This window comes from Microbacterium sp. (assembly GCF_041641055.1).
Classification (GTDB): Bacteria; Actinomycetota; Actinomycetes; order Actinomycetales; family Microbacteriaceae; genus Microbacterium.
This window is the reverse complement of the sequence record NZ_JBEPZB010000016.1, coordinates 36221-54870: the sequence shown is the minus strand read 5'-3', so window position 1 is coordinate 54870 and position 18650 is coordinate 36221. Positions and strand designations below refer to the sequence as shown.

Annotated in this window: 18 protein-coding genes; 5 read left to right on the top strand and 13 right to left on the bottom strand. The window is 70.5% G+C overall.

Translation table 11 applies throughout. The annotated features are described in order from the left end of the window. Positions 1 to 2: 2 nt before the first annotated feature. The 5 genes from ACESK8_RS11505 to ACESK8_RS11485 are packed head-to-tail and all read right to left on the bottom strand — an operon-like array spanning position 3 to position 5128. Positions 3 to 815, bottom strand: a complete 813-nt coding sequence (locus ACESK8_RS11505) for an ABC transporter ATP-binding protein (protein ID WP_372968724.1) — start codon at positions 813 to 815, stop codon at positions 3 to 5. Further along, positions 812 to 1714: an ATP-binding cassette domain-containing protein gene (locus ACESK8_RS11500; RefSeq protein WP_372968723.1), complete on the bottom strand. Its 903-nt coding sequence runs from the start codon at positions 1712 to 1714 to the stop codon at positions 812 to 814. The genes ACESK8_RS11505 and ACESK8_RS11500 overlap by 4 nt, the downstream gene beginning before the upstream one ends. Continuing rightward, positions 1707 to 2582 carry an ABC transporter permease gene (locus ACESK8_RS11495; protein WP_372968722.1) on the bottom strand — a complete coding sequence of 292 codons (876 nt, stop codon included), beginning with the start codon at positions 2580 to 2582 and terminating at the stop codon, positions 1707 to 1709. Before ACESK8_RS11495 ends, ACESK8_RS11500 begins: the two co-directional genes overlap by 8 nt. After that, on the bottom strand, positions 2579 to 3601 hold the full coding sequence (locus ACESK8_RS11490) for an ABC transporter permease (protein WP_372968721.1): 1023 nt from the start codon (positions 3599 to 3601) through the stop codon (positions 2579 to 2581). The genes ACESK8_RS11495 and ACESK8_RS11490 overlap by 4 nt, the downstream gene beginning before the upstream one ends. A gap of 6 nt (positions 3602 to 3607) precedes the next feature. Next, positions 3608 to 5128, bottom strand: coding sequence for an ABC transporter substrate-binding protein (locus ACESK8_RS11485; protein WP_372968720.1), 1521 nt, complete (start codon positions 5126 to 5128; stop codon positions 3608 to 3610). A 120-nt stretch (positions 5129 to 5248) separates the two neighbouring features. Between ACESK8_RS11485 and ACESK8_RS11480 the strand changes: the two genes are divergently transcribed. The 5 genes from ACESK8_RS11480 to ACESK8_RS11460 are packed head-to-tail and all read left to right on the top strand — an operon-like array spanning position 5249 to position 10286. Next, on the top strand, positions 5249 to 5941 hold the full coding sequence (locus tag ACESK8_RS11480; RefSeq protein WP_060926894.1) for an alpha/beta hydrolase: 693 nt from the start codon (positions 5249 to 5251) through the stop codon (positions 5939 to 5941). Continuing rightward, entirely contained in the window at positions 5938 to 7230 is a 1293-nt protein-coding gene (locus ACESK8_RS11475) for an O-acetylhomoserine aminocarboxypropyltransferase/cysteine synthase family protein (RefSeq protein WP_372968719.1), read from the top strand. The genes ACESK8_RS11480 and ACESK8_RS11475 overlap by 4 nt, the downstream gene beginning before the upstream one ends. 17 nt (positions 7231 to 7247) lie before the next feature. Then, the gene (locus ACESK8_RS11470) at positions 7248 to 8303 is read left to right on the top strand and encodes an LLM class flavin-dependent oxidoreductase (RefSeq protein ID WP_372968718.1); all 1056 of its coding nucleotides are present in this window, start codon (positions 7248 to 7250) and stop codon (positions 8301 to 8303) included. A 38-nt stretch (positions 8304 to 8341) separates the two neighbouring features. Further along, positions 8342 to 9337: a Gfo/Idh/MocA family protein gene (locus ACESK8_RS11465; protein WP_372968717.1), complete on the top strand. Its 996-nt coding sequence runs from the start codon at positions 8342 to 8344 to the stop codon at positions 9335 to 9337. After that, positions 9330 to 10286, top strand: a complete 957-nt coding sequence (locus tag ACESK8_RS11460) for an NYN domain-containing protein (protein ID WP_060926890.1) — start codon at positions 9330 to 9332, stop codon at positions 10284 to 10286. The genes ACESK8_RS11465 and ACESK8_RS11460 overlap by 8 nt, the downstream gene beginning before the upstream one ends. Before the next feature lie 30 nt (positions 10287 to 10316). Here the strand turns inward: ACESK8_RS11460 and ACESK8_RS11455 are convergent, their stop codons facing one another. The 8 genes from ACESK8_RS11455 to ACESK8_RS11420 all read right to left on the bottom strand — a co-directional run bounded on the left by ACESK8_RS11455 (position 10317) and on the right by ACESK8_RS11420 (position 18557). Further along, positions 10317 to 10625, bottom strand: a complete 309-nt coding sequence (locus ACESK8_RS11455; RefSeq protein WP_372968716.1) for a Dabb family protein — start codon at positions 10623 to 10625, stop codon at positions 10317 to 10319. Next, complete coding sequence (locus ACESK8_RS11450) at positions 10622 to 11647, bottom strand: sugar phosphate isomerase/epimerase family protein (protein ID WP_372968715.1); 1026 nt, start codon at positions 11645 to 11647, stop codon at positions 10622 to 10624. Before ACESK8_RS11450 ends, ACESK8_RS11455 begins: the two co-directional genes overlap by 4 nt. 40 nt (positions 11648 to 11687) lie before the next feature. Continuing rightward, on the bottom strand, positions 11688 to 12539 hold the full coding sequence (locus tag ACESK8_RS11445; RefSeq protein WP_372968714.1) for a sugar phosphate isomerase/epimerase family protein: 852 nt from the start codon (positions 12537 to 12539) through the stop codon (positions 11688 to 11690). Positions 12540 to 12621: 82 nt separating this feature from the next. After that, positions 12622 to 13818, bottom strand: a complete 1197-nt coding sequence (locus ACESK8_RS11440; protein WP_372968713.1) for a substrate-binding domain-containing protein — start codon at positions 13816 to 13818, stop codon at positions 12622 to 12624. A gap of 14 nt (positions 13819 to 13832) precedes the next feature. Continuing rightward, positions 13833 to 14867, bottom strand: coding sequence for an ABC transporter permease (locus ACESK8_RS11435; RefSeq protein WP_372968712.1), 1035 nt, complete (start codon positions 14865 to 14867; stop codon positions 13833 to 13835). Beyond that, positions 14864 to 15946: an ABC transporter permease gene (locus ACESK8_RS11430; RefSeq protein ID WP_372968711.1), complete on the bottom strand. Its 1083-nt coding sequence runs from the start codon at positions 15944 to 15946 to the stop codon at positions 14864 to 14866. The genes ACESK8_RS11435 and ACESK8_RS11430 overlap by 4 nt, the downstream gene beginning before the upstream one ends. Further along, a complete protein-coding gene (locus ACESK8_RS11425; RefSeq protein WP_372968710.1) occupies positions 15943 to 17451 on the bottom strand; it encodes a sugar ABC transporter ATP-binding protein in 1509 nt (502 codons plus the stop codon). Before ACESK8_RS11425 ends, ACESK8_RS11430 begins: the two co-directional genes overlap by 4 nt. After that, positions 17448 to 18557, bottom strand: coding sequence for a Gfo/Idh/MocA family protein (locus ACESK8_RS11420; protein ID WP_372968709.1), 1110 nt, complete (start codon positions 18555 to 18557; stop codon positions 17448 to 17450). Before ACESK8_RS11420 ends, ACESK8_RS11425 begins: the two co-directional genes overlap by 4 nt. Between the last annotated feature and the right edge of the window lie 93 nt (positions 18558 to 18650).

The following is an 18650-nucleotide window of genomic DNA, read 5'->3' as shown; positions in this document are numbered from 1 at the left end:
CGTCAGCTCCTGACGGGGACGGGCGACGGGCGGTTCGCCCGTGGCGCATGGATGAGGGGGACGGAATCGATGAGCAGGCGGGTGTACGGATGCTCGGGGCGCGAGATCACCCGGCGGGTGGGGCCGTCTTCGACGATGCGACCGTGATCGAGCACGATGAGCCGGTCGCTCATCGCGGCGAGCGAGCCGATGTCGTGCGAGATCACGAGCATGGCGAGGTCGGCCCCGCGCGCATCCCGCAGTGCGATCAGCGCCTGCACGACCCGATCGCGACTCGCGGCATCGAGGGCGCTGACCGGCTCGTCGAGCAGCAGCAGCCGGGGCTCGACGACCAGTGCGCGGGCGATCGCCGCGCGCTGTCGCTGCCCGCCGGACAGACCGGACGGCAGACGCGCGATCAGCTCCTCGTCGAGGCCGACGGCCTCGAGGGCCTCGCGGCGACGCCGCGCGGCATCGGCCGCGGGGACGCCGGCGATGCGGAGCCCCTCGACGATCGAGTCGGCGACGCGGATTCCCGGGTCCAGAGACCGCAGCGGATCCTGGAACACGTACTGCACGGCGCCGCCCCGCCGCCAGGCCCGCAGCGCCCGGCCGCGCAGGCGCGTGACGTCGCGGCCGTCCACGACGAGGCGCGAGCCGGCGGCGACCTCGACCGCACGGAGCACGGCCTTCGCGAGCGTCGTCTTGCCGGAGCCGGATTCGCCGACCACTCCGACGACCTCGCCGGGGCGGACGGTCAGGGAGAGGCGATCGAGCACGCGCACGCGCCCGTAGTCGACCGACAGGTCGTCGAGTTCGAGGATGGGCGCGGTCATGCGAGGAACCTCTCGAGTCCATAGGCTGCGTGCGCGCTGAGCAGCTCCCGCGTGTACGCATGGGCGGGAGCGCGCAGGACCCGTGTCGTCGCCCCCGCCTCCACGACGCGGCCGTCGCGGAAGACCTGCACGCGCTCGCACACCTGGGCGACGACGGCGAGGTCGTGCGAGACCAGGATGAGCGCGAGGTCTCGTTCCCTGCGCAGTCTGCTGAGCAGTTCGAGCAGCTCCGCCTGCACCGTGACGTCGAGCGCTGTCGTCGCCTCGTCGGCGATCAGCACGGCGGGGTCGGCCGCGAGTGCCATCGCGATGAGGACGCGCTGGAGCATCCCCCCGGACAGCTGCGCGACCCGCTGCCGCAGCACCAGGTCGACCCGGCGGATGCCGAGGTCGTCGAGCAGCTCGCGCGCTCGCTGCCTGGCCTGACGGCGCGGAAGCCCGGCGGTCACCCGCAGGGTCTCCTCGAGCTGTGCCCCGACCGGGATCGCGGGATTGAGGTACGAGGCCGGGTCCTGGAAGACCGCGCCGATGTGCGTGCCGCGCACCCGACGCCACGCGCGCTCATCCGCGTCGGTGAGATCGACTCCGTCGACCTCCACGGTTCCGCCGGTGACCTCGAGGCCCGCGGGGAGGATCCCCAGCAGCGCGCGGCAGGTGAGGGTCTTGCCGCTTCCCGACTCGCCGACGATGCCCAGCGCCTCTCCGGGTCGGACCGACGCCGAGACGCCGTGCACGAGCTCGGTGCCGTCGGCGGCGGCGATCACGAGATCGGTGACCGCGGCCGTGGCCGGGCGCGCGAGGGAGGCCTCGTCGAAGGAGGGCAGCAGCGGCCTGTCGTGCACGAGCGCCGTCTGCGGCAGGGTGCCTGGCACCTCGATGATCGACCGGGTCTCAGACATGCGCGACCGCCTTCCGCTTTGACGGTGCGACGACTGCCGCCCCGAGCACGTCTCTGGCCGCGTCCGCGACCACGTTGAGGGCGCCGACGGTGACGATGATCGCGAGGGCCGGAGCGAGCGGCCCCCACGGCCGCTGTCCGAGATAGCCGAGATCGCTCGACAGCATCCCTCCCCAGGTCGGCGCCGGAGGCTGCACTCCGATGCCGAGGAAGGTGAGCGAGGCGACCGCGAGGAGCGCGCCGCCGAGGGCCGAGACGGAGGCCACCACGAGGTTGGGCGCGACCTGGCGCCAGACATGCCGCCGCAGGATCCACCACGCGGACGCACCCAGGTAGCCGGCCGCGTCGATGTACTGCGAGTCGCGCACCCTCAGGGTGGCGGCGCGAGCGATGCGGAAGAACCCCGGCGCCACCAGGATGCCGATCGCGAGCGTCGCCTGGATCAGCCCGTTGCCCAGCAGTGCGGCGAACACGATGGCGAACAGGATGAAGGGCAGCGCGAGGAGCGCATCGACGATGCGCAGCGAGAACCACTCGGCGAACCGCGGCACGAAGGCGCTGAGGGCTCCGGGGACCGCACCGAGCACCAGTCCGATCAGCGCGGCGGCGACGGCGCTGACGAGGGAGGCCGGCGCCCCGGCGAACAGCCGCGACAGGACGTCCCTGCCGAGGTAGTCGGTGCCGAGGAGGTGGGCGAGGCTCGGCTCCTGCAGGGCGGCCGACGCGTCCTGCGCGAGCGGGTCCTGAGGAGCGAGCGCGGGGCCGGCGACGGCGAGCAGCGCCACTCCGAGAAGGACGAGCAGCGCGAGCCGGACGCTCCAGCCCGCGCGCCACAGTCGCACGGCGGCCGAGGGTGCGATGACGCTCATGCGGCGCTCCTCTCCGTCCCGCCGGTGCGGGAGATCACGATGTTGAGGACGGCCCCGACGATCACGATCATCGCGATCGTCACGAGCAACACGCCCTGCACCACGGGCACGTCGCCCTGCAGCGCGGCGCGGTTGGCGAGCTGTCCGAGTCCCGGCATCCCGAAGATCACCTCGGTGATGACCGCTCCGCCGACCAGACGCGGGGCATGCACCCCGAGAGCCGAGAGCGCGGGACCCGACGCGATGGGCAGCGCATGCCGGCACACGATGCGCGCGGGACCGAGCCCGTGCACCCTCGCTCCGATGATGAAGTTCTCCTCGAGCGTGCCGACGAGCGACGTCCGCAGCTGCCTCGCGATGTCGGCGCCGGCATCCAGGCTCAGTGCGACCGAGGGCAGCACGAGGCACACCAGCCACGCGCCGAGGCTCTGCTCCGGCGGCGTGTAGCCGGCGACCGGGAAGAGCGGGATCGCATAGGAGAAGAGCAGGATGAGGCCGATCGCCGCGACGAAGGCGGGGACGGTGGCCGCGATCGTGCTGACGGCGGTCACGACCCGATCGACCGTGCCGCCGCGGGTCACCGCGGCGAGCACGCCGCCCGCGAACCCGAAGACCAGGGCGAACAGCGTCGCCCCTGCCGCGATCGAGAGACTCACCGGGAAGGCCTGGGCGATGCTGTCGGCGACCGGGATCGTGGTGAACCACGATGTGCCGAGGTCGCCCGTGACGGCGCCGGAGATCCAGTCGAGGTAGCGCACGACGAACGGGCGGTCGAGTCCGAACTGATGATTGAGCCGGTCGACGTCGGCCTGCGTGGCGACCTCGCCGAGGGCGACGGCGGCGGGGTTCGAGCCGCTCGCCGCTCCGAGAGCGAAGGTCGCGAACGTGGCGAGGAGGAAGACGGTGACCGCCGTGACGAGAGTCGCGACGATCACTCGCAGCGCGGGCCACGCGCTGCGCACGGCGGCCTCGTCACGACGCTCCGGTGCGGCGAGCGTCTCGGCGGTCACTGTCGACATGTCGGCTCAGCCCTCGACCTTGACGTCTTCCCAGCGCTGCACGTCGAGCCAGTGCTGGATGCCGGTCACCTTCTCCGGGTGCACGAGGATGCGCGGCCAGCTGAACAGGAACGTGTTCGGCTGCAGCTCCACACCGATCTCGACCGCATCCTGGACCTTCTCGGCGTAGTCGTCTGCATCGGTCGGTGTGGCTCGTGCGGCGTCGATCGCCGCGGTGAGCTCCGGCGGCGTCTGCCGGCCGAGGTTCATCAGCCCCTCGGTGCCGTAGAGCACCTCGAGCCCCTGCAGGGGAGACTGCCGCCCCGAGTAGCTGTCGAGCACGAACGGCAGGGTGCGCTGCACGTAGTTCTGCGCGACCGCCGCCGAGGGCAGCACGTTCAGCGTGACGTCGATGCCCGCCTCGGCCCACTGCGCCTGCAGCACCTCGGCGAGCGCCGTGTCGTCCTCGGTGAGCGAGAGGGTGATCTCCAGCCCATCCGGGTGACCGGCTTCCGCGAGGAGCTCCTTGGCGGCCTCCACGTCGTGGGGGTACAGCTCATCGAGCTCGGGGCTGTGCGCGACGTACCCCTCGGGGAACGGCTGCCAGTTGGGCGTGCCCTGCCCGAAGTAGGCGGCGTCGACGAGCGCCTGCCGGTCGGTGGCATGACTGATCGCCTGCAGCACGCGCTGGTCGTCGAAGGGTGCGACGGTGCTGTTCACGTCGAGCGCCCGCACGGTGAGGGCCCTGATCGTCTCGACCTCGAGGTTCGCGGCCTCTGCACCTTCGACCTGGGCCGGCGGGACCTGTGCGACGTCCCACTGCCCCGAGCTCACCCCGGCGACGACGGTCGCAGGGTCGGTGACCGGGACGATCGAGAAGTCGTCGATGAAGATGTGGTCGGCGTTCCAGTAGTCCTCGTTCTTCTCGAGGTCGGCGTGGGCGTTGGGCACGTACTCGGTGAGCGCGAACGGGCCGGACCCCTCCGGCTGGGTGGCGAGGGTGGTGACGTCGTCGAAGGCCGCCGGGTTCACGATGAAGCCGGTCTTGCCCGCGAACAGGTACGGCACCTGGTAGTCGGCCTGATCGAGATGGACGGTGACGGTCCGCTCGTCGTCGACGTCGATGCCGACGACGATGCGCAGCTGACCGGCGAGGGTCGAGTTCTCCTGGTCGCGCCCGCGCTCGATGCTCTGCTTCACCGCGTCGGCTGTGACCGGCGTGCCGTCCGTGAACTCCGCACCCTCGCGCAAGTGGAACGTGATCGCGGTGCCGTCCTCGTTGTACTCCCAGCTCTCGGCGAGGCCGGGCACGACCTCCCCCTCGGTGTCGAGCTGGGTGAGGCCGTCGTAGACCAGCGCGAGGGCGTGCGTGTCCCACCCGGCGGTCGAGGTCACCGGATCCCAGCTGGTGGGCAGTGCCCAGCCCCAGGTCAGCGAGGTCTCATCGGACGAGTCGGAGGGAGCAGCGGATGCGCCGGCGCAGCCGGCCAGCGCGAGGGTCGCGGCGGTGGCGGCAGCGAGAAGGGGCAGACGGGATCGGGAGGTCATGCAAGCGAACGTAGGAGCGGCGCGGAACGGGCCACAATCCCCGCGAAGCGAAGGGTCACGGAGCGCAACACTGCGAAATGTCCGCTGCGGGCTCGTCACTCCGACAACAGGATGGGAACCATGACCACGACCTCCTCCCCCGCGCTCTGGGCGCCGCCCGCCCGCATCCGCGGCACGCTCGCCGTCGTCACCGGGCGCGGCGAGCGTGCAGGCGTGTACGAGCGGTTCGGCCGCCGCCTGAGCGCCGACGGCTACCTCGTCGCCGTCTTCGAGGAGGATGTCGAGGCGGCGAGCGCGTGGCTCGCGCAGTCGACGGACGGCCCCCGGGTCTTGGTCGGCTCGGATGCCGGCGCATCCGCCGTGCTCCATGTGGTGGTGCAGGGCGCCGCGGTCGATGCGGCCGTGATCGCGGGCACGCTGGTGGATGCCGAGCTCGACCTCCCCGCCGATGAGCAGCGCACGGCATGCCCGCTGCACCTCGGGGTCCTCGCCGGCGAGGCCTCGGCCGCGCCGCTCTCCGCAGCGGAGCCGCTCCCGGCGCCGGCCGACCTCGCGGCGATCGAGGTGCCGGTGCTGGCGATCCACGGCGGCGCCGACAGCGTGTCGCCGCTGGCGCAGGTGATCACGGCGCTGCGCACCGTCCCCGACCTCGAGATCGTCGAGACGGTCGACGGACTCCACGACGCTCTGAACGACCAGTCCCACCGCAGTGTCGCCGCCTCCCTGGTGCTGTGGCTCGAGCGGCTGCGCAGCGGCGACGCCCGCGCGCCGATCGTCCGCGCCCGTGAGAGCGTCGCGGTGGTGGGCGCATGACCGGGTTCGCGACCAGGCAGATCCAGGCGGGTTATGTGCCGGGAACGCCGCAGAACAGCGCCGTCCCGCCGATCTACCAGACCGCCGCCTACGAGTTCGCCTCTCTCGCCGAGGCCGCCGACCTCTTCGCCCTGCGCACGACCGGCAACCTCTACAGCCGCAACGCCAGCCCCACCCAGCAGGTCCTCGAGGAGCGGGTCGCCGCGCTCGAGGGCGGGGTCGCCGCCGTCGCCGTCGCCTCGGGGCAGGCGGCGGTCGCGGTGACCCTGCTCGCACTCGTCGGGCGCCGCGGGCACATCGTCGCGGCCACCCAGCTCTACGGCGGAACCGTCGACCTGCTGCAGGAGACCTTCGACGACTTCGGCATCCCGGTGACGTTCGTCGATCAGGACGACCCTGAGGCCTGGCGCGCGGCGATCCGCCCCGAGACGCGGGTGCTGTTCGCGGAGTCCATCGCGAACCCGATCGCGCAGGTGCTCGACATCCGCGCCGTCGCTGACATCGCACACGACGCGGGGATCCCGCTCGTGATCGACAACACGGTCGGGACCCCGTACCTGGTGCGCCCGGGCGAGCATGGGGCGGACTTCGTGGTGCACTCGGCGACCAAGTTCCTCAGCGGCCACGGCACCTCACTCGGTGGGGTCGTCGTCGACCAGGGCACCTTCGACTTCGGCAAGGACCCGGGCCGCTGGCCGCAGTTCACCGAGCCCTACACGCGCGTCGGCGACTTCGCGCTCTGGGACCGCTTCGGGTCGGGCCAGGCGTTCGCCGCTCTCGTGAAGTCGAAGTACGTGCACGACCTGGGACCCTCGCTGTCACCGTTCAACGCCTGGCAGATCCTGCAGGGCATCGAGACGCTCGACCTGCGGGTGTCGCGCCAGACCGCGACCGCGCTCGCTCTCGCCCGGCACCTGCAGCAGCATCCGGCCGTGAGCGCCGTGCACCACCCCGGCCTCGAGGGCAACCGCTGGCATCCGCTCGCCCAGCGCTACCTGCCGCGAGGCGGCCCTTCGGTCTTCTCGTTCGATCTCGCCGTGCCCGACGACGCCGAGACGCAGGCGAGGGTGGCCAGGGTGATCGACGGGCTGCAGGTCATCCGACTCGTCGCGAACATCGGCGACGCCCGCAGCCTCGTCAACCATCCCGCGTCCATGACGCATTCGCACCTCACGGCCGATCAGCGCCGAGCCGCCGGGATCGCGTTCACGACGATCCGCCTGTCGGCCGGGCTCGAGGACCCGAGCGACCTGATCGCAGACCTCGACCGCGCACTCGCCCTCGCCTGACAGGAGACATCACCACCATGGCAATCGACCTCGGCTACTGGACCCCCGTCTACGGCGGATTCCTCCGCAACGTCACCGACGAGGGCCGCATGGCCGCCACCTGGGAGTACATCCGCGAGGTGTCGGTGAAGGCCGACCGGCTCGGATTCCACACCACGCTGGTGCCGGAGCTGTACCTCAACGACCGCAAGGGCATCGAGGCCCCGAGCCTCGAGGCCTGGTCGCTGTCGGCGGCCATCCTCGCCGTCACCGAGCGGCTGCGGGTGATGACCGCGGTGCGCCCCGGTTTCCACCTGCCGGCGGTGCTCGCGAAGACCGTCTCGACCCTCGACCAGGTCGCTCCGGGGCGCGTCGCGCTCAACGTCGTCGCCGCCTGGTGGGCGGAGGAGGCCAGGCAGTTCGGCGGGCGGTTCACGACCCACGACGAGCGCTATGTGCAGGCCGAGGAGTTCGTCTCGGTTCTCAACGGCCTGTGGGAGCACACGCCGTTCTCGTTCGAAGGATCGCATTACGCCCTCGATGGAACGATCGTCGAGCCGAAGCCGTCGAGCCATCCGGTGATCTTCGCCGGCGGTGAGAGCGAGGCCGGGCGCGAGTCGATCGCCGGCTTCGCCGATGCCTACGTCATGCACGGCGGCACGCTCGACGAGGTCAGGGCGAACGTGACCGACATGAACGCCCGCTCCGAGCGGCTGCACGGACGGCCCGTGGCGGAGTTCGGCATGCCGGCCTACGTGATCGTCCGCGACACCGAGGCGGAGGCCAGACGCGAACTCGACCGGATCACGACGGTCGACCCCGACTCGCCCGGCTACGCCTCGTTCGAGGAGTTCCAGCGCAACTCGAAGCTTTCGCTCGAACTCACCAGGCGCGAGTACTCGGTCGGCACCCGCGGCCTCCGTCCGGATCTGGTGGGCACGGCGGAGCAGGTCGCCGAGCGCATCCACGACTATGCGGATGCCGGCATCTCCCTCCTCCTCATCCAGGCCTCGCCCCTCGACGAGGAACTCGACCGGATCGCCGAGCAGCTGTTCCCGCTCGTGCCGCAGCGGACGCTCGCGACGCTGACCTGATCGTCCCGCCTTTCGGCATCACCCTCTACGCTGAGACCATGACTGGTCTACGTTGGGGAATCCTCGCGACCGGCGGCATCGCCGGCGCGTTCGCATCCGATCTGCGCACCGCCGGGCTCGATCTCGTCGCGGTCGGCTCACGCTCGCAGGAGTCGGCCGACGCATTCGCCGCCCGCTTCGACATCGCCCACGCGCATCCGTCGTACGAGGCGCTCGTCGCCGATCCCGATGTCGACATCATCTACGTCTCGACGCCCCACCCGCTGCACCACGAGAACGCCCGCCTCGCGCTCGAGGCCGGCAAGCACGTCCTCGTCGAGAAGGCCTTCACCCTCAACGAGGGCCAGGCGGAGGACCTCCGTCGGCTCGCCGCGGAGAAGGGCCTGCTGGCGATGGAGGCCATGTGGACGCGGTACCTGCCGCATATGGTGCGCATCCGCGAGATCATCGCCGCCGGCACGCTGGGCGAGATCCGCGCGGTCAGCGCCGACCACACGCAGCTGCTCCCGACCGACCCCACGCACCGTCTGAACGCCCTCGAGCTCGGCGGCGGCGCGCTGCTGGATCTGGGCATCTACCCGATCTCGTTCGTCTGGGACATCCTCGGCGCACCGACCGCCATCCAGGCGACCGCGCGCCTGATCGAGACCGGAGCGGATGCCGAGGTCGCCACCCTCATGACCCACGAGGGCGGTGCGATCTCGACCACCCTGTCGTCCTCGCGCGCCGCAGGCCCGAACGCGGCCAGCATCATCGGCACCGACGCCCGCATCGACATCGACCGCGTCTGGTACGCCCCCACTTCGTTCCGGGTGGTGCTGCCGGACGACACCGTGGCCGAGGAGTACTCCTCCGAGGTCGCGGGCCGCGGCATGGAGTACCAGGCGCATGCCGCCGAGCGCCTCGTGCGAGACGGCATCCTCGAGGGTGACATCCTGCCCATCGCCGAGAGCGTGGCGATCATGGGCACGCTCGACGAGATCCGCGCCCAGATCGGCGTGCGGTACCCCGGTGAAGGAGCAACCAATGGCTGAGGCACACGACACGCGCGTCGCGGTGTACCTGGACTTCGACAACATCGTCATCTCCTGGTACGACCGTGTCCACGGACGCAACGCCTACGGCAAGGACCGCCAGCGCATCACCGAGAACCCCTCCGATCCCGAGGTCACCGAGCGCCTGTCGCGCGCGATGATCGAGGTCGGCGCGATCATCGACTACGCCGCCTCGTTCGGCACCCTGGTGCTGACCCGCGCCTACGCGGACTGGTCCTCGCCCGTAAACGCCGAGTACCGCTCGCAGCTGGTGGCCAGGGCGGTCGACCTCGTGCAGCTCTTCCCGGCCGCGGCGTACGCCAAGAACGGCGCCGACATCCGACTCGCCGTGGATGCCGTCGAAGACATGTTCCGCCTTCCCGACCTCACCCACGTGGTGATCGTGGCGGGAGACAGCGACTACGTGCCGCTGGCTCAGCGGTGCAAGCGGCTCGGCCGCTACGTGATCGGCGTCGGGGTAGCCGGCTCCACGGCGAAGTCCCTCGCCGCCGCGTGCGACGAGTTCGAGGCCTACGACTCGCTGCCCGGTGTCGTGCGCCCCACCAAGAGCGCTCCGGCACCCGTGGTGGAGGTGCCGGAGGTCGTCGCCGAACCCGCCGTCAAGACCAGGACTCGCCAGCCCGCGAAAGCCAAGACCAAGGCCGCCGCATCCGCGAAGGCGGACGAGCAGGGCGTCGGCACCGAGCAGGGCGAGGCGACGGAGCTGCTGCAGCGCGCACTCCGCCTCGGGCACGACAAGGCGGATGCCGACGAGTGGCTGCACAGCTCGGCGGTGAAGACGCACATGCGCCGCATGGACCCGTCGTTCAGCGAGAAGGCCCTCGGCTACCGGTCGTTCTCGGACTTCCTGAAGTCGCGCGACAACATCGCCGAGCTCGAGGAGACGGGGCACGAGCGGCTCGTGAAGCTGCGCGACTCGGCGGCCTGACGCGGCTCTGCACCGGCGGCGAGCAGGCGCTCAGTCCTCGAAGTCGTACTCCTGGAAGTCGAACTCCTGGAAGGCCGCGACTTCGGGGACCCAGCGCTCCGCGACGAATGCGGTGTGAGCGGGGTGCGCGTCGTACGCGCGGTACGCCTCGCGGTCGCGGAACACCATCGAGAACTGGTGCTCCAGGTCACTCTTCGGACTGACCTGGCGACGGATCGTGAAGTCGTCCACGCCGGGGATCGACGAGAGCACCGCTCGACCCGTGGCGAGGAACTCGCGCTCCTCGGCGGAGCCGGTGTCGTGGACGAGGCGGAAGACGACGGTGTGCTGGATGCTCATGCAGTGCCCTCCATGGCCTGGCTGCGGAACGCGGCATCGAAGGATGCGGTGGGGGCGGGCCAGAGCAGCGACCGCACGTACCTGAGCGCCTCCGGCGCCCCGTGCAGGCGATCCATCCCGGCATCCTCCCACTCGATCGAGATCGGCCCCGTATAGCCGATGCCCTCGAGCGCACGGAACGCGTCCTCCCAGGGCACGTCGCCGTGACCGGTGGACACGAAGTCCCACCCGCGGCGCGGGTCCCCCCACGGCAGATGCGAGCCCAGCACCCCGGCCCGACCGTTGTGCGGGCGCATCCGGGTGTCCTTGCAGTCGACGTGGTAGATCCGATCCGCGAAGTCGACGATGAACCCGACCGGGTCGATGTTCTGCCACATCATGTGCGAGGGGTCCCAGTTGAACCCGAACGCGTCCCGGTGCTCGATGGCCTCGAGCGCTCGCACGCTCGACCAGTAGTCGTAGGCGATCTCTCCCGGGTGCACCTCGTGGGCGAAGCGCACCCCCTCGCCGTCGAACACGTCGAGGATCGGGTTCCACCGCGCGGCAAAGTCCTCGAAGCCACCCTCGATGACCTCGGCAGGAACCGGCGGGAACATCGCCACGTACGGCCAGATCGACGACCCGGTGAACCCGACGACCGTGTCGACACCGAGCTTGCGGGCCACGCGCGCCGCCCGCATCATGTCCTCGGCCGCGCGTCGTCGCACGCCCTCGGCCTCGCCGTCTCCCCAGACGTAGTCCCGGACGATCGCCTGATGGCGGAAGTCGATGGGCGCATCGCAGACCGCCTGACCTGCGAGGTGGTTCGAGATCGCGAACAGCCCGAGTCCGTGGCGGTCGAGGATCTCCCGACGCGACGCCGCATAGGCGTCGTCCTCGTCCGCCCGCCGCAGGTCGAGGTGATCGCCGGACGCCGCGACTTCCAGCCCGTCGTAGCCCCACTCGGCCGCGAGTCTCGCGACCTCCTCGAACGGCAGATCGGCCCACTGGCCGGTGAACAGGGTGACCGGATGGGTGGTCATCGACGCTCCTTCATCTCGCTTCGTCTGCACGGGCGGGGGGTCAGACGCCCAGCGCCCTCAGCGCCTGGATGCTGCGGCGGGCGAGCTCGTCCTGGCTGGGGGCCAGCGGTCGCCAGACCGAGGCGGCGACCGCGATCGTCGCGTTCTCGCCGGTGAAGCTCTCGAGTCCGAGCGGACCCTGATACCCGGCGTCGTCGAGGGCGCGCACGATCCCGACCCAGTCGGTGTGGTCGTCGCCGACCGCGCCTCGATCGCTCCCGCAGACCTGGACGTGGGCGATCGCCGACCCGGCCGTCCTGATCGCATCGGCCGGCCGCTTCTCCTCGATGTTGAGGTGGTAGGTGTCCAGCGCGAGCCCGACGCCCTGTCCGAGCAGCGGCGCGAGGGCGTCGAGCGCCTGGTCCACCGTGTTGAGCAGGCTCGTCTCGTAGCGGTTGAGGGGTTCGACGGCGAGCGTGATGCCTGCGTCCTCGGCCTCGGCGGCCAGAGGCGCGAGGTTCTCCCGCAGCTCGCGCACCGCGTCCGCACGCTCGTCCGCGCCCATCCGCCAGGTCACCCCGGTGGGGGCGTAGAAGGGCCCTGCGACGGTGTCGGCGCCCAGGGTCGCGGCGGCCGCGAGGCATGACCGCAGGTAGTTCTGTGTCGCTGCCACGTCTCCGGCGCTCGCCAGCAGCGAGCGGCCAGGCCCCATGGCCCCGACGAGGATCGCCCCGAGGCCGAGACGGTCGAGCACGTAGCGGGTCCGAGCCGGGTCCCAGTCGCCGACGTTCTCCAGCGGCAGCTCCAGCGCCTGATAGCCCATCTCCGCCGCCCGACGCGCCAGCGGCTCGAGGGTCGCATCGGTCAGCGGTGACGTCCACACCCACGTGTTGACGGCGATCGTGCGAGGCATCCTGCTCCTTCGGGGATGACGCGTGCGCTCCCACCCTCCCATCCGCACGGGGCGGACGGAAGAGCGGGAGCGGCACTGCGGGTTACGGGATCTGACGCTCCTGCCAGACCGTCGGGTACCCGGGCAGGTTCTCCCCGCCGAACTTCGCGTAGTGCCCGTCGGGCATCCCGTCGTTCGCCTCGAGGTAGTCGTCGAGCTCTCCCTCGGTGATCGGCTTCTGCGGGAGCACCCATTCCTTCGGCACCTCTTCGCCGGCGAAGATCATCTGCGCCGCGAGCAGAGGCGTCCGCCACTGGAAGTTCGAGTACACCGGCGCGAGACCCGTGAGACCCGTGTCCTTCCACTTGCGCAGGAAGCTCATCTCGTCCTCGCCGGTCATGACCGGGTAGTCGGCCCCGGCGTCCTCGAACGCCTCGATGGCGGCGACGGCGCCGTCACCGGCATCCATCCAGATCCCCTGCACGTCGCCCTTGGCGAGCTCGTCGCTGATGATGCTCTTGATCTCGGCCGGGTCCGCTCCGGTGAAGTGGTCCACCGCCTCGATGCCGGCCTCCTCGAAGAGCTTCTCCGCGGCGGCCCAGCGGTGCTCGAGCACGTCGACACCGGGCAGGATGCGCAGCGCCACGACCTTGTCGCCCTCCTCGAGGTTGTCGATGAGGAACTCCGCGGTGTCGATGCCCCAGGCGAACCCGCCGATCGGGTGGATGAACGTGACGGGGCAGTCGGTGTTCACACCGCGGTCGAACACGATCACCGGCTTGCCGGTCTCGCACGCGCGCTCGACGGCCGGGGTCATCGCCGCGGTGCTGTTCGGCGAGATGAGGAAGACATCGCAGCCGCCCTCCGCGATGAAGTAGTCGATGTCGGCGATCTGCGTGTCGTCGGAGTCCTGCGCGTCGCGGGTCTCCATCTCGCTGATCGCGCCGGCCTCCTGCAGCGCCTTGAGCTGCTCGTTCATCGTGATCCAGCCCGTCTGACGCCACGGGTTCGAGATCGACGCGTTGGCGAAGCAGGCCTTCTTGGCGCCCTCGCTCGCGAACTCCGAGGTGTCGACCATCTCGGCGTTGATGTGCTGCAGGTAGGGCTCGTCCGCCGGGCCCTGCGGCTCGACCCCGCGCTCTTCCATCTGCTTGTCGAAGAGCTCCTGGTCGAACCACTCCGTGGTCTCGGCCGACTCCTCCGGGTTCTCCGACTCCGCCGGCGCCACTGACGGGTCTGTCGTACACCCGGCGAGCGCGATGAGGCCGAAGAGGGCCACCCCTGCGGTGGCGATCTTCATCGATCGACGCATTGCTAATCTCCTCTGGTTTCTGTGTGGTTGGTGCTGGTGGTCACAAGGTCTGCGGGCACATCGGGTGCGCGGGGGCCGCGCTTGCGTCGCGCACGGAACGCGACGGCGGAGTAGGCGACGGCGGCGATGATGATGACGCCCTGGACGGCGTCGCGGAGGGTCGAGGGGACGCCGGCGATGTTGAGCAGCATGAACAGGGCCTCGAGGGCGAACGCCCCGGCCGCTGCGGCGACGATCCATCCCCGCCCGCCGCCCAGGACCACTCCGCCGAGGACGACGGCGGTGATGGCGACGAACTCGTATCCGCGTCCCACCGAGGGGTGCACGCCGGCGTAGCCGACCAGCAGCACGGCGGAGAGCGTGGCCGAGAGCGACGAGATCACGAACGCGCGGGTCGTCACCCAGGCGCTGCGCGCCCCGGCGAAGTCGACCGCGGTGGAGTTGTCGCCGACCGCGATGAGGAGCTTGCCGAGCGGCCGCTTGGTGATCCAGATCCCCAGTGCGAGCCAGCCCAGGAGGATGAACACCGCCCAGGGGATGAACTCCAGCAGCGGCACGTCGCGGATGCCGCCGCGGCCGATCTCCCGGAAGCTGTCGGCGGGGTTGCCGGTGGCAGCTCCCCCCGTCCACCACATCACGCCGCCGAGCAGCGCGAGCATCATTCCGAGGGTGACGATGAACGACGGCACCTTGAGGAGGGTGGTGATGACGCCGTTGACGAGACCGACCACCACCCCGAAGACGATCATCAGGAGGAGCACCGGCACGGTGCGGGAGTCGTCCTCGCCCACCAGGTTGCCCGCGATGATGACCTGTGCCGTGATCAGCGAGCCCTGGGACAGGTCGAACTCGCCGGCGATGATGACGAAGTACTGGCCGATCGCGACGATGGCGATCGGTGCGACGCGCTGGATGAATCGCATGAACTGGCCGGGCTCGGCGAAGCTCGGGTTGAGGATCGTGACGGCGACCAGCAGGATCACCAGCAGCAGGAACACCGCCCCACGGGGGCTCACCAGGGTGCGCAGCGCGTTCATGCGCGTCCTCCTTCGGGCGTCGACGAGGTATCCGCGAGCTCGGATGCCGCAGCGGCCATCTCGGGTGCGGCCGCCTTGGCCGCGTCATCCCCTCCGGTGCGTGTGCCGCCGGGGCCGAAGCGCGGCCGACGGCGCACGATCGATCGGCGGCTGTACACGGCCACCGCCGCCACGATGACGACGCCGCGGACGACGTCCTTCAGGAACGGGTTGACCTGCATGACGCTCATCACGTTGTCGACGACTGCGAGGATCGCCACGCCCCCGAGCGCACCCCAGATCGAGCCGCGTCCGCCCAGCAGCAGCGTTCCGCCGAGCACCACGGCCGCGATCGAGAGGAGCGCGTAGCCGCCCTGCTGCCCGACGGTCGGGCTGCCGACGCCCAGTCGGCTGGCGAGCAGGAGCCCGGCGAGTCCGGCGAAGACCGAGCACAGCACGTGCGCGGCGATGAGCGGCGGACGTGTCCGGACCCCCGACAGTCGGGCGATCTCGGGATCGCCGCCGACGGCGAAGAGGTGCGCACCGGTGCGGGTGCGGTTCAGCAGGAACCAGACGAGCACGGCCAGCGCCACCATGATGAGCGTGGAGACCGGCACCGGACCGACGCCGGTGGCGCCGATGAGCTGGAACTCCCAGGGCACCGTCCCCGCCGACCCCTCGAAGTTGGTGTTGAGGATGCCCTGCAGGATGAGCCCTGTGCCGAGCGTCGCGATGAAGCCGTTCACCTTGAGCACCGTGACGACGAGTCCGTTGACGAGGCCGATGCCGGCGCAGACGAGGAGGGTCACCGCGACCGCCGCGGGGATGTTGCCCGGGTTGCCGTTCATGATCGTCGCCGCGAGCAGGCTCGAGAGGCTGATGACGTAGGTGACGGAGAGGTCGAGCGAGGCGCCCAGCACGACGAGGGTCTGGCCGATCGCGACGAGGCCGAGCACGCTCATGCCGGTGAGGATGTCGCGGATGTTGCCCGCGCTGAAGAAGTTGCGCCCGACGGTGCCGACGAGGATCGCCCCGACGATGAGAGCCAGGATCAGGATGCCGAGGACGATGACCGTCGAGTCGATCCGCACGCGCTTCATCGCGCACCTCCCTCGATCGTGGCGCCGGTCGCGGCCCCGAGGATCTCGTGCTCGGCAGCGCCCGCCGGAAGCTCTGCGACGAGCCCGCCGTCGTGCATCACGAGGATGCGGTCGCTCATCCCGATCACCTCCGGAAGTTCGCTGGACACCATCAGCACCGCCTTGCCCTGGGCCGCCAGATCTCGCATCAGCTGGTACACGGCGTACTTCGCGCCGACGTCGATGCCCCGGGTCGGCTCGTCGAAGAGCACGATCTGCGGCTGGGTGAGCAGCCATTTCGCGAGGACGACCTTCTGCTGGTTGCCGCCGGAGAGGAACCGCACCTCCTGGTCGAGGCCGCGGGAGCTGACCTCCAGAGAGCTCAGGACGCCGGGGACCTCCCGTCGCGCGGTCGCGGTCCGCATGCTGAACACGCTGCGGATGACGAGCAGGGTGTTGTCGAGCACGGACTGGCCGAGCGCGAGGCCCTGCGCCTTGCGGTCCTCCGAGACGAGGGCGAGACCGGCAGCCACCGCGCTCCTGGCGCTGCTGATGCGGATCGGCGCGCCGTCCACCCGCAGCTCGCCGCGGACGAAGGGATCGATCCCGAAGATCCCCTCCACGAGCTCGGTGCGTCCGGATCCCTGAAGGCCCGCGATGCCGACGATCTCGCCGGCACGGAGGGTCAGCGACACCCCGTCGACGAAGGCGTTGCCGCAGCCGTCGAGCTCGAGGAGCGGTTCCCCCACGACCGTGCCGTCGACCGTGTCGGGGTAGTACGACTGGATCGAGCGGCCGACCATGCGGCGCACGAGCTCGTCCGTGGTCAGGGCACCGGTCTCATCCGTCGAGACGAGGGCGCCGTCCTTGAGGATCGTGATGCGGTCGCACAGGTCGAAGATCTCCTTCAGGCGGTGCGAGACGTAGATCACCGCGACGCCGCGGGAGGTGAGCCGGCGGATGATCGCGTACAGGAGCTCGACCTCGCGGTCGCTGAGCGCGGCGGTGGGCTCGTCCATCGAGATGACCTGCGCGTCGAAGGACAGCGCTTTGACGATCTCGACGATCTGCTGCTCGGCGACCGTCAGCGAGCCGACCCGCGACTGGGGATCGATGAACGAGACGCCGAGGTCGGTGAGCAGCTCGGAGGTGCGGCGGATCATCGCCTTCCGGTCCACGAAGCCGCCGCGGCGCGGTTCGCGCCCGAGGTATACGTTCTGGGCGACGGTGCGCTCCGGGAGCAGCGTGAACTCCTGGAAGACCGTCACGATGCCCTCGTCCATCGCCTGTCGCGGATGCGCGTACCTGACCTCGTCCCCCCGGTAGTGCACGGTGCCCTCGTCGGCCGGCTGCACACCGGCGATGATCTTCATGAGGGTGGACTTGCCGGCGCCGTTCTCGCCGACGAGCCCGTGCACCTCGCCGGGTCGCACGTCGAAGTCGATCCCCTTGAGCACCTCCACGCCGAAGAAGGACTTGCGGATGCCCGAAACCTCGAGCACCGGCTGCGTGATCGTCGCGGTCATGCCGCCACCTCCGTCCATCGTCCGTCGGCCGCGGCAGAGGCGAGCACCGCCTCGGTCAGCACCGCCGACCGGTATCCGTCCTCGAAGGTCGGCAGACCTTCCGGGGTCTCCCCCGCGATCGCCGCGTACACGTCGGCGATGAAACCGTTGAAGGCGTCCTGGTACCCCATGGCGTGGCCGGAGGGCACCCGCTGCAGACGCGCCGAATCGGGCGCGGCCGTCGCGGGGTCGCGCAGGAGGAGCCGCGACTCGTCGCGCGTGCCGATCCACAGCTCTTCCGGGCGCTCCTGCTCGAAGCGCAGGCTCTGACTCGAGCCGTGCAGCTCGAGGGTGAGGGCGTTCTTGCGCCCGGCCGCCATCTGCGAGATCAGCAGCGTGCCGAGGGCCCCGGAGTCGGTCTCGACGAGGATCGCCACGATGTCCTCGGTGTCGACCGGCTGGCCCGCGCGTTCGGCGAAGACCCGGCGACTGCGGGCGCTGAGGGAGCGGATGCGCTCGCCGATCACGAACTCGACCAGGTCGCACAGGTGGGAGCCGATGTCGGCGAACGCACGGGATGCTCCGCCGGAGGCCGCGCGCACCCGCCAGTCGTCGTCGCTCGGCAGCAGCATCCAGTCCTGCAGGTACGAGCAGTCCAGGGTCAGCAGATCACCGATGTCACCGCGTGCGACGCGGGCCCGTGCCTCGCGCACCATCGGGTGGTAGCGGTAGACGAAGGGCACGGCGGCCACTCGCGCGGCTGCCTCCGCGGCGTCGGCGAGACGCCGGGCGTCGGCGGCGGAGGTCGCCAGCGGCTTCTCGCAGATCACGTGCTTTCCCGCGTCGAGGGCGCGCAGCGCGAGATCGGCGTGGGTCGTGTTCGGGGTGCAGATGTGCACGACATCGACGTCCTCAGCCGAGAGGAGCGTCTCGGCATCCACCTCGGCACGGAGCGCTCCGAGCTCGTCGGCGGCCCGGCGACTGCCGGATGCGGAGCGGGTGGCGACGGCACGCAGCTCGCCGCCCGCGTCACGGGCCGCAGTGCGGTGCACGCGGGCCATGAATCCTCCGCCGAGGATGCCGGCTCGGATCGTCCCGAGACCGGTGTCAGTGACATCCGTTGTCATGCCGGTGAGTCTGACACAGCCTCGTCGACTTTTGCTAGATCTTTGTCAAAAGTTATTTGTAACGAATCGGAAGTCGGTCGAGAGCCAACGCAA

Excerpts from the sequence above, each read along its gene's own strand:
- ACESK8_RS11460 (WP_060926890.1), top strand. The coding sequence starts at position 9,330 with ATGGCTGAGGCACACGACACGCGCGTCGCGGTGTACCTGGACTTCGAC.
- ACESK8_RS11450 (WP_372968715.1), bottom strand. The coding sequence starts at position 11,647 with ATGACCACCCATCCGGTCACCCTGTTCACCGGCCAGTGGGCCGATCTG.
- ACESK8_RS11490 (WP_372968721.1), bottom strand. The coding sequence starts at position 3,601 with ATGTCGACAGTGACCGCCGAGACGCTCGCCGCACCGGAGCGTCGTGAC.
- ACESK8_RS11480 (WP_060926894.1), top strand. The coding sequence starts at position 5,249 with ATGACCACGACCTCCTCCCCCGCGCTCTGGGCGCCGCCCGCCCGCATC.
- ACESK8_RS11475 (WP_372968719.1), top strand. The coding sequence starts at position 5,938 with ATGACCGGGTTCGCGACCAGGCAGATCCAGGCGGGTTATGTGCCGGGA.
- ACESK8_RS11430 (WP_372968711.1), bottom strand. The coding sequence starts at position 15,946 with ATGAAGCGCGTGCGGATCGACTCGACGGTCATCGTCCTCGGCATCCTG.
- ACESK8_RS11455 (WP_372968716.1), bottom strand. The coding sequence starts at position 10,625 with ATGAGCATCCAGCACACCGTCGTCTTCCGCCTCGTCCACGACACCGGC.
- ACESK8_RS11500 (WP_372968723.1), bottom strand. The coding sequence starts at position 1,714 with ATGTCTGAGACCCGGTCGATCATCGAGGTGCCAGGCACCCTGCCGCAG.
- ACESK8_RS11425 (WP_372968710.1), bottom strand. The coding sequence starts at position 17,451 with ATGACCGCGACGATCACGCAGCCGGTGCTCGAGGTTTCGGGCATCCGC.
- ACESK8_RS11440 (WP_372968713.1), bottom strand. The coding sequence starts at position 13,818 with ATGAAGATCGCCACCGCAGGGGTGGCCCTCTTCGGCCTCATCGCGCTC.
- ACESK8_RS11435 (WP_372968712.1), bottom strand. The coding sequence starts at position 14,867 with ATGAACGCGCTGCGCACCCTGGTGAGCCCCCGTGGGGCGGTGTTCCTG.
- ACESK8_RS11445 (WP_372968714.1), bottom strand. The coding sequence starts at position 12,539 with ATGCCTCGCACGATCGCCGTCAACACGTGGGTGTGGACGTCACCGCTG.
- ACESK8_RS11470 (WP_372968718.1), top strand. The coding sequence starts at position 7,248 with ATGGCAATCGACCTCGGCTACTGGACCCCCGTCTACGGCGGATTCCTC.
- ACESK8_RS11420 (WP_372968709.1), bottom strand. The coding sequence starts at position 18,557 with ATGACAACGGATGTCACTGACACCGGTCTCGGGACGATCCGAGCCGGC.
- ACESK8_RS11485 (WP_372968720.1), bottom strand. The coding sequence starts at position 5,128 with ATGACCTCCCGATCCCGTCTGCCCCTTCTCGCTGCCGCCACCGCCGCG.
- ACESK8_RS11505 (WP_372968724.1), bottom strand. The coding sequence starts at position 815 with ATGACCGCGCCCATCCTCGAACTCGACGACCTGTCGGTCGACTACGGG.
- ACESK8_RS11495 (WP_372968722.1), bottom strand. The coding sequence starts at position 2,582 with ATGAGCGTCATCGCACCCTCGGCCGCCGTGCGACTGTGGCGCGCGGGC.
- ACESK8_RS11465 (WP_372968717.1), top strand. The coding sequence starts at position 8,342 with ATGACTGGTCTACGTTGGGGAATCCTCGCGACCGGCGGCATCGCCGGC.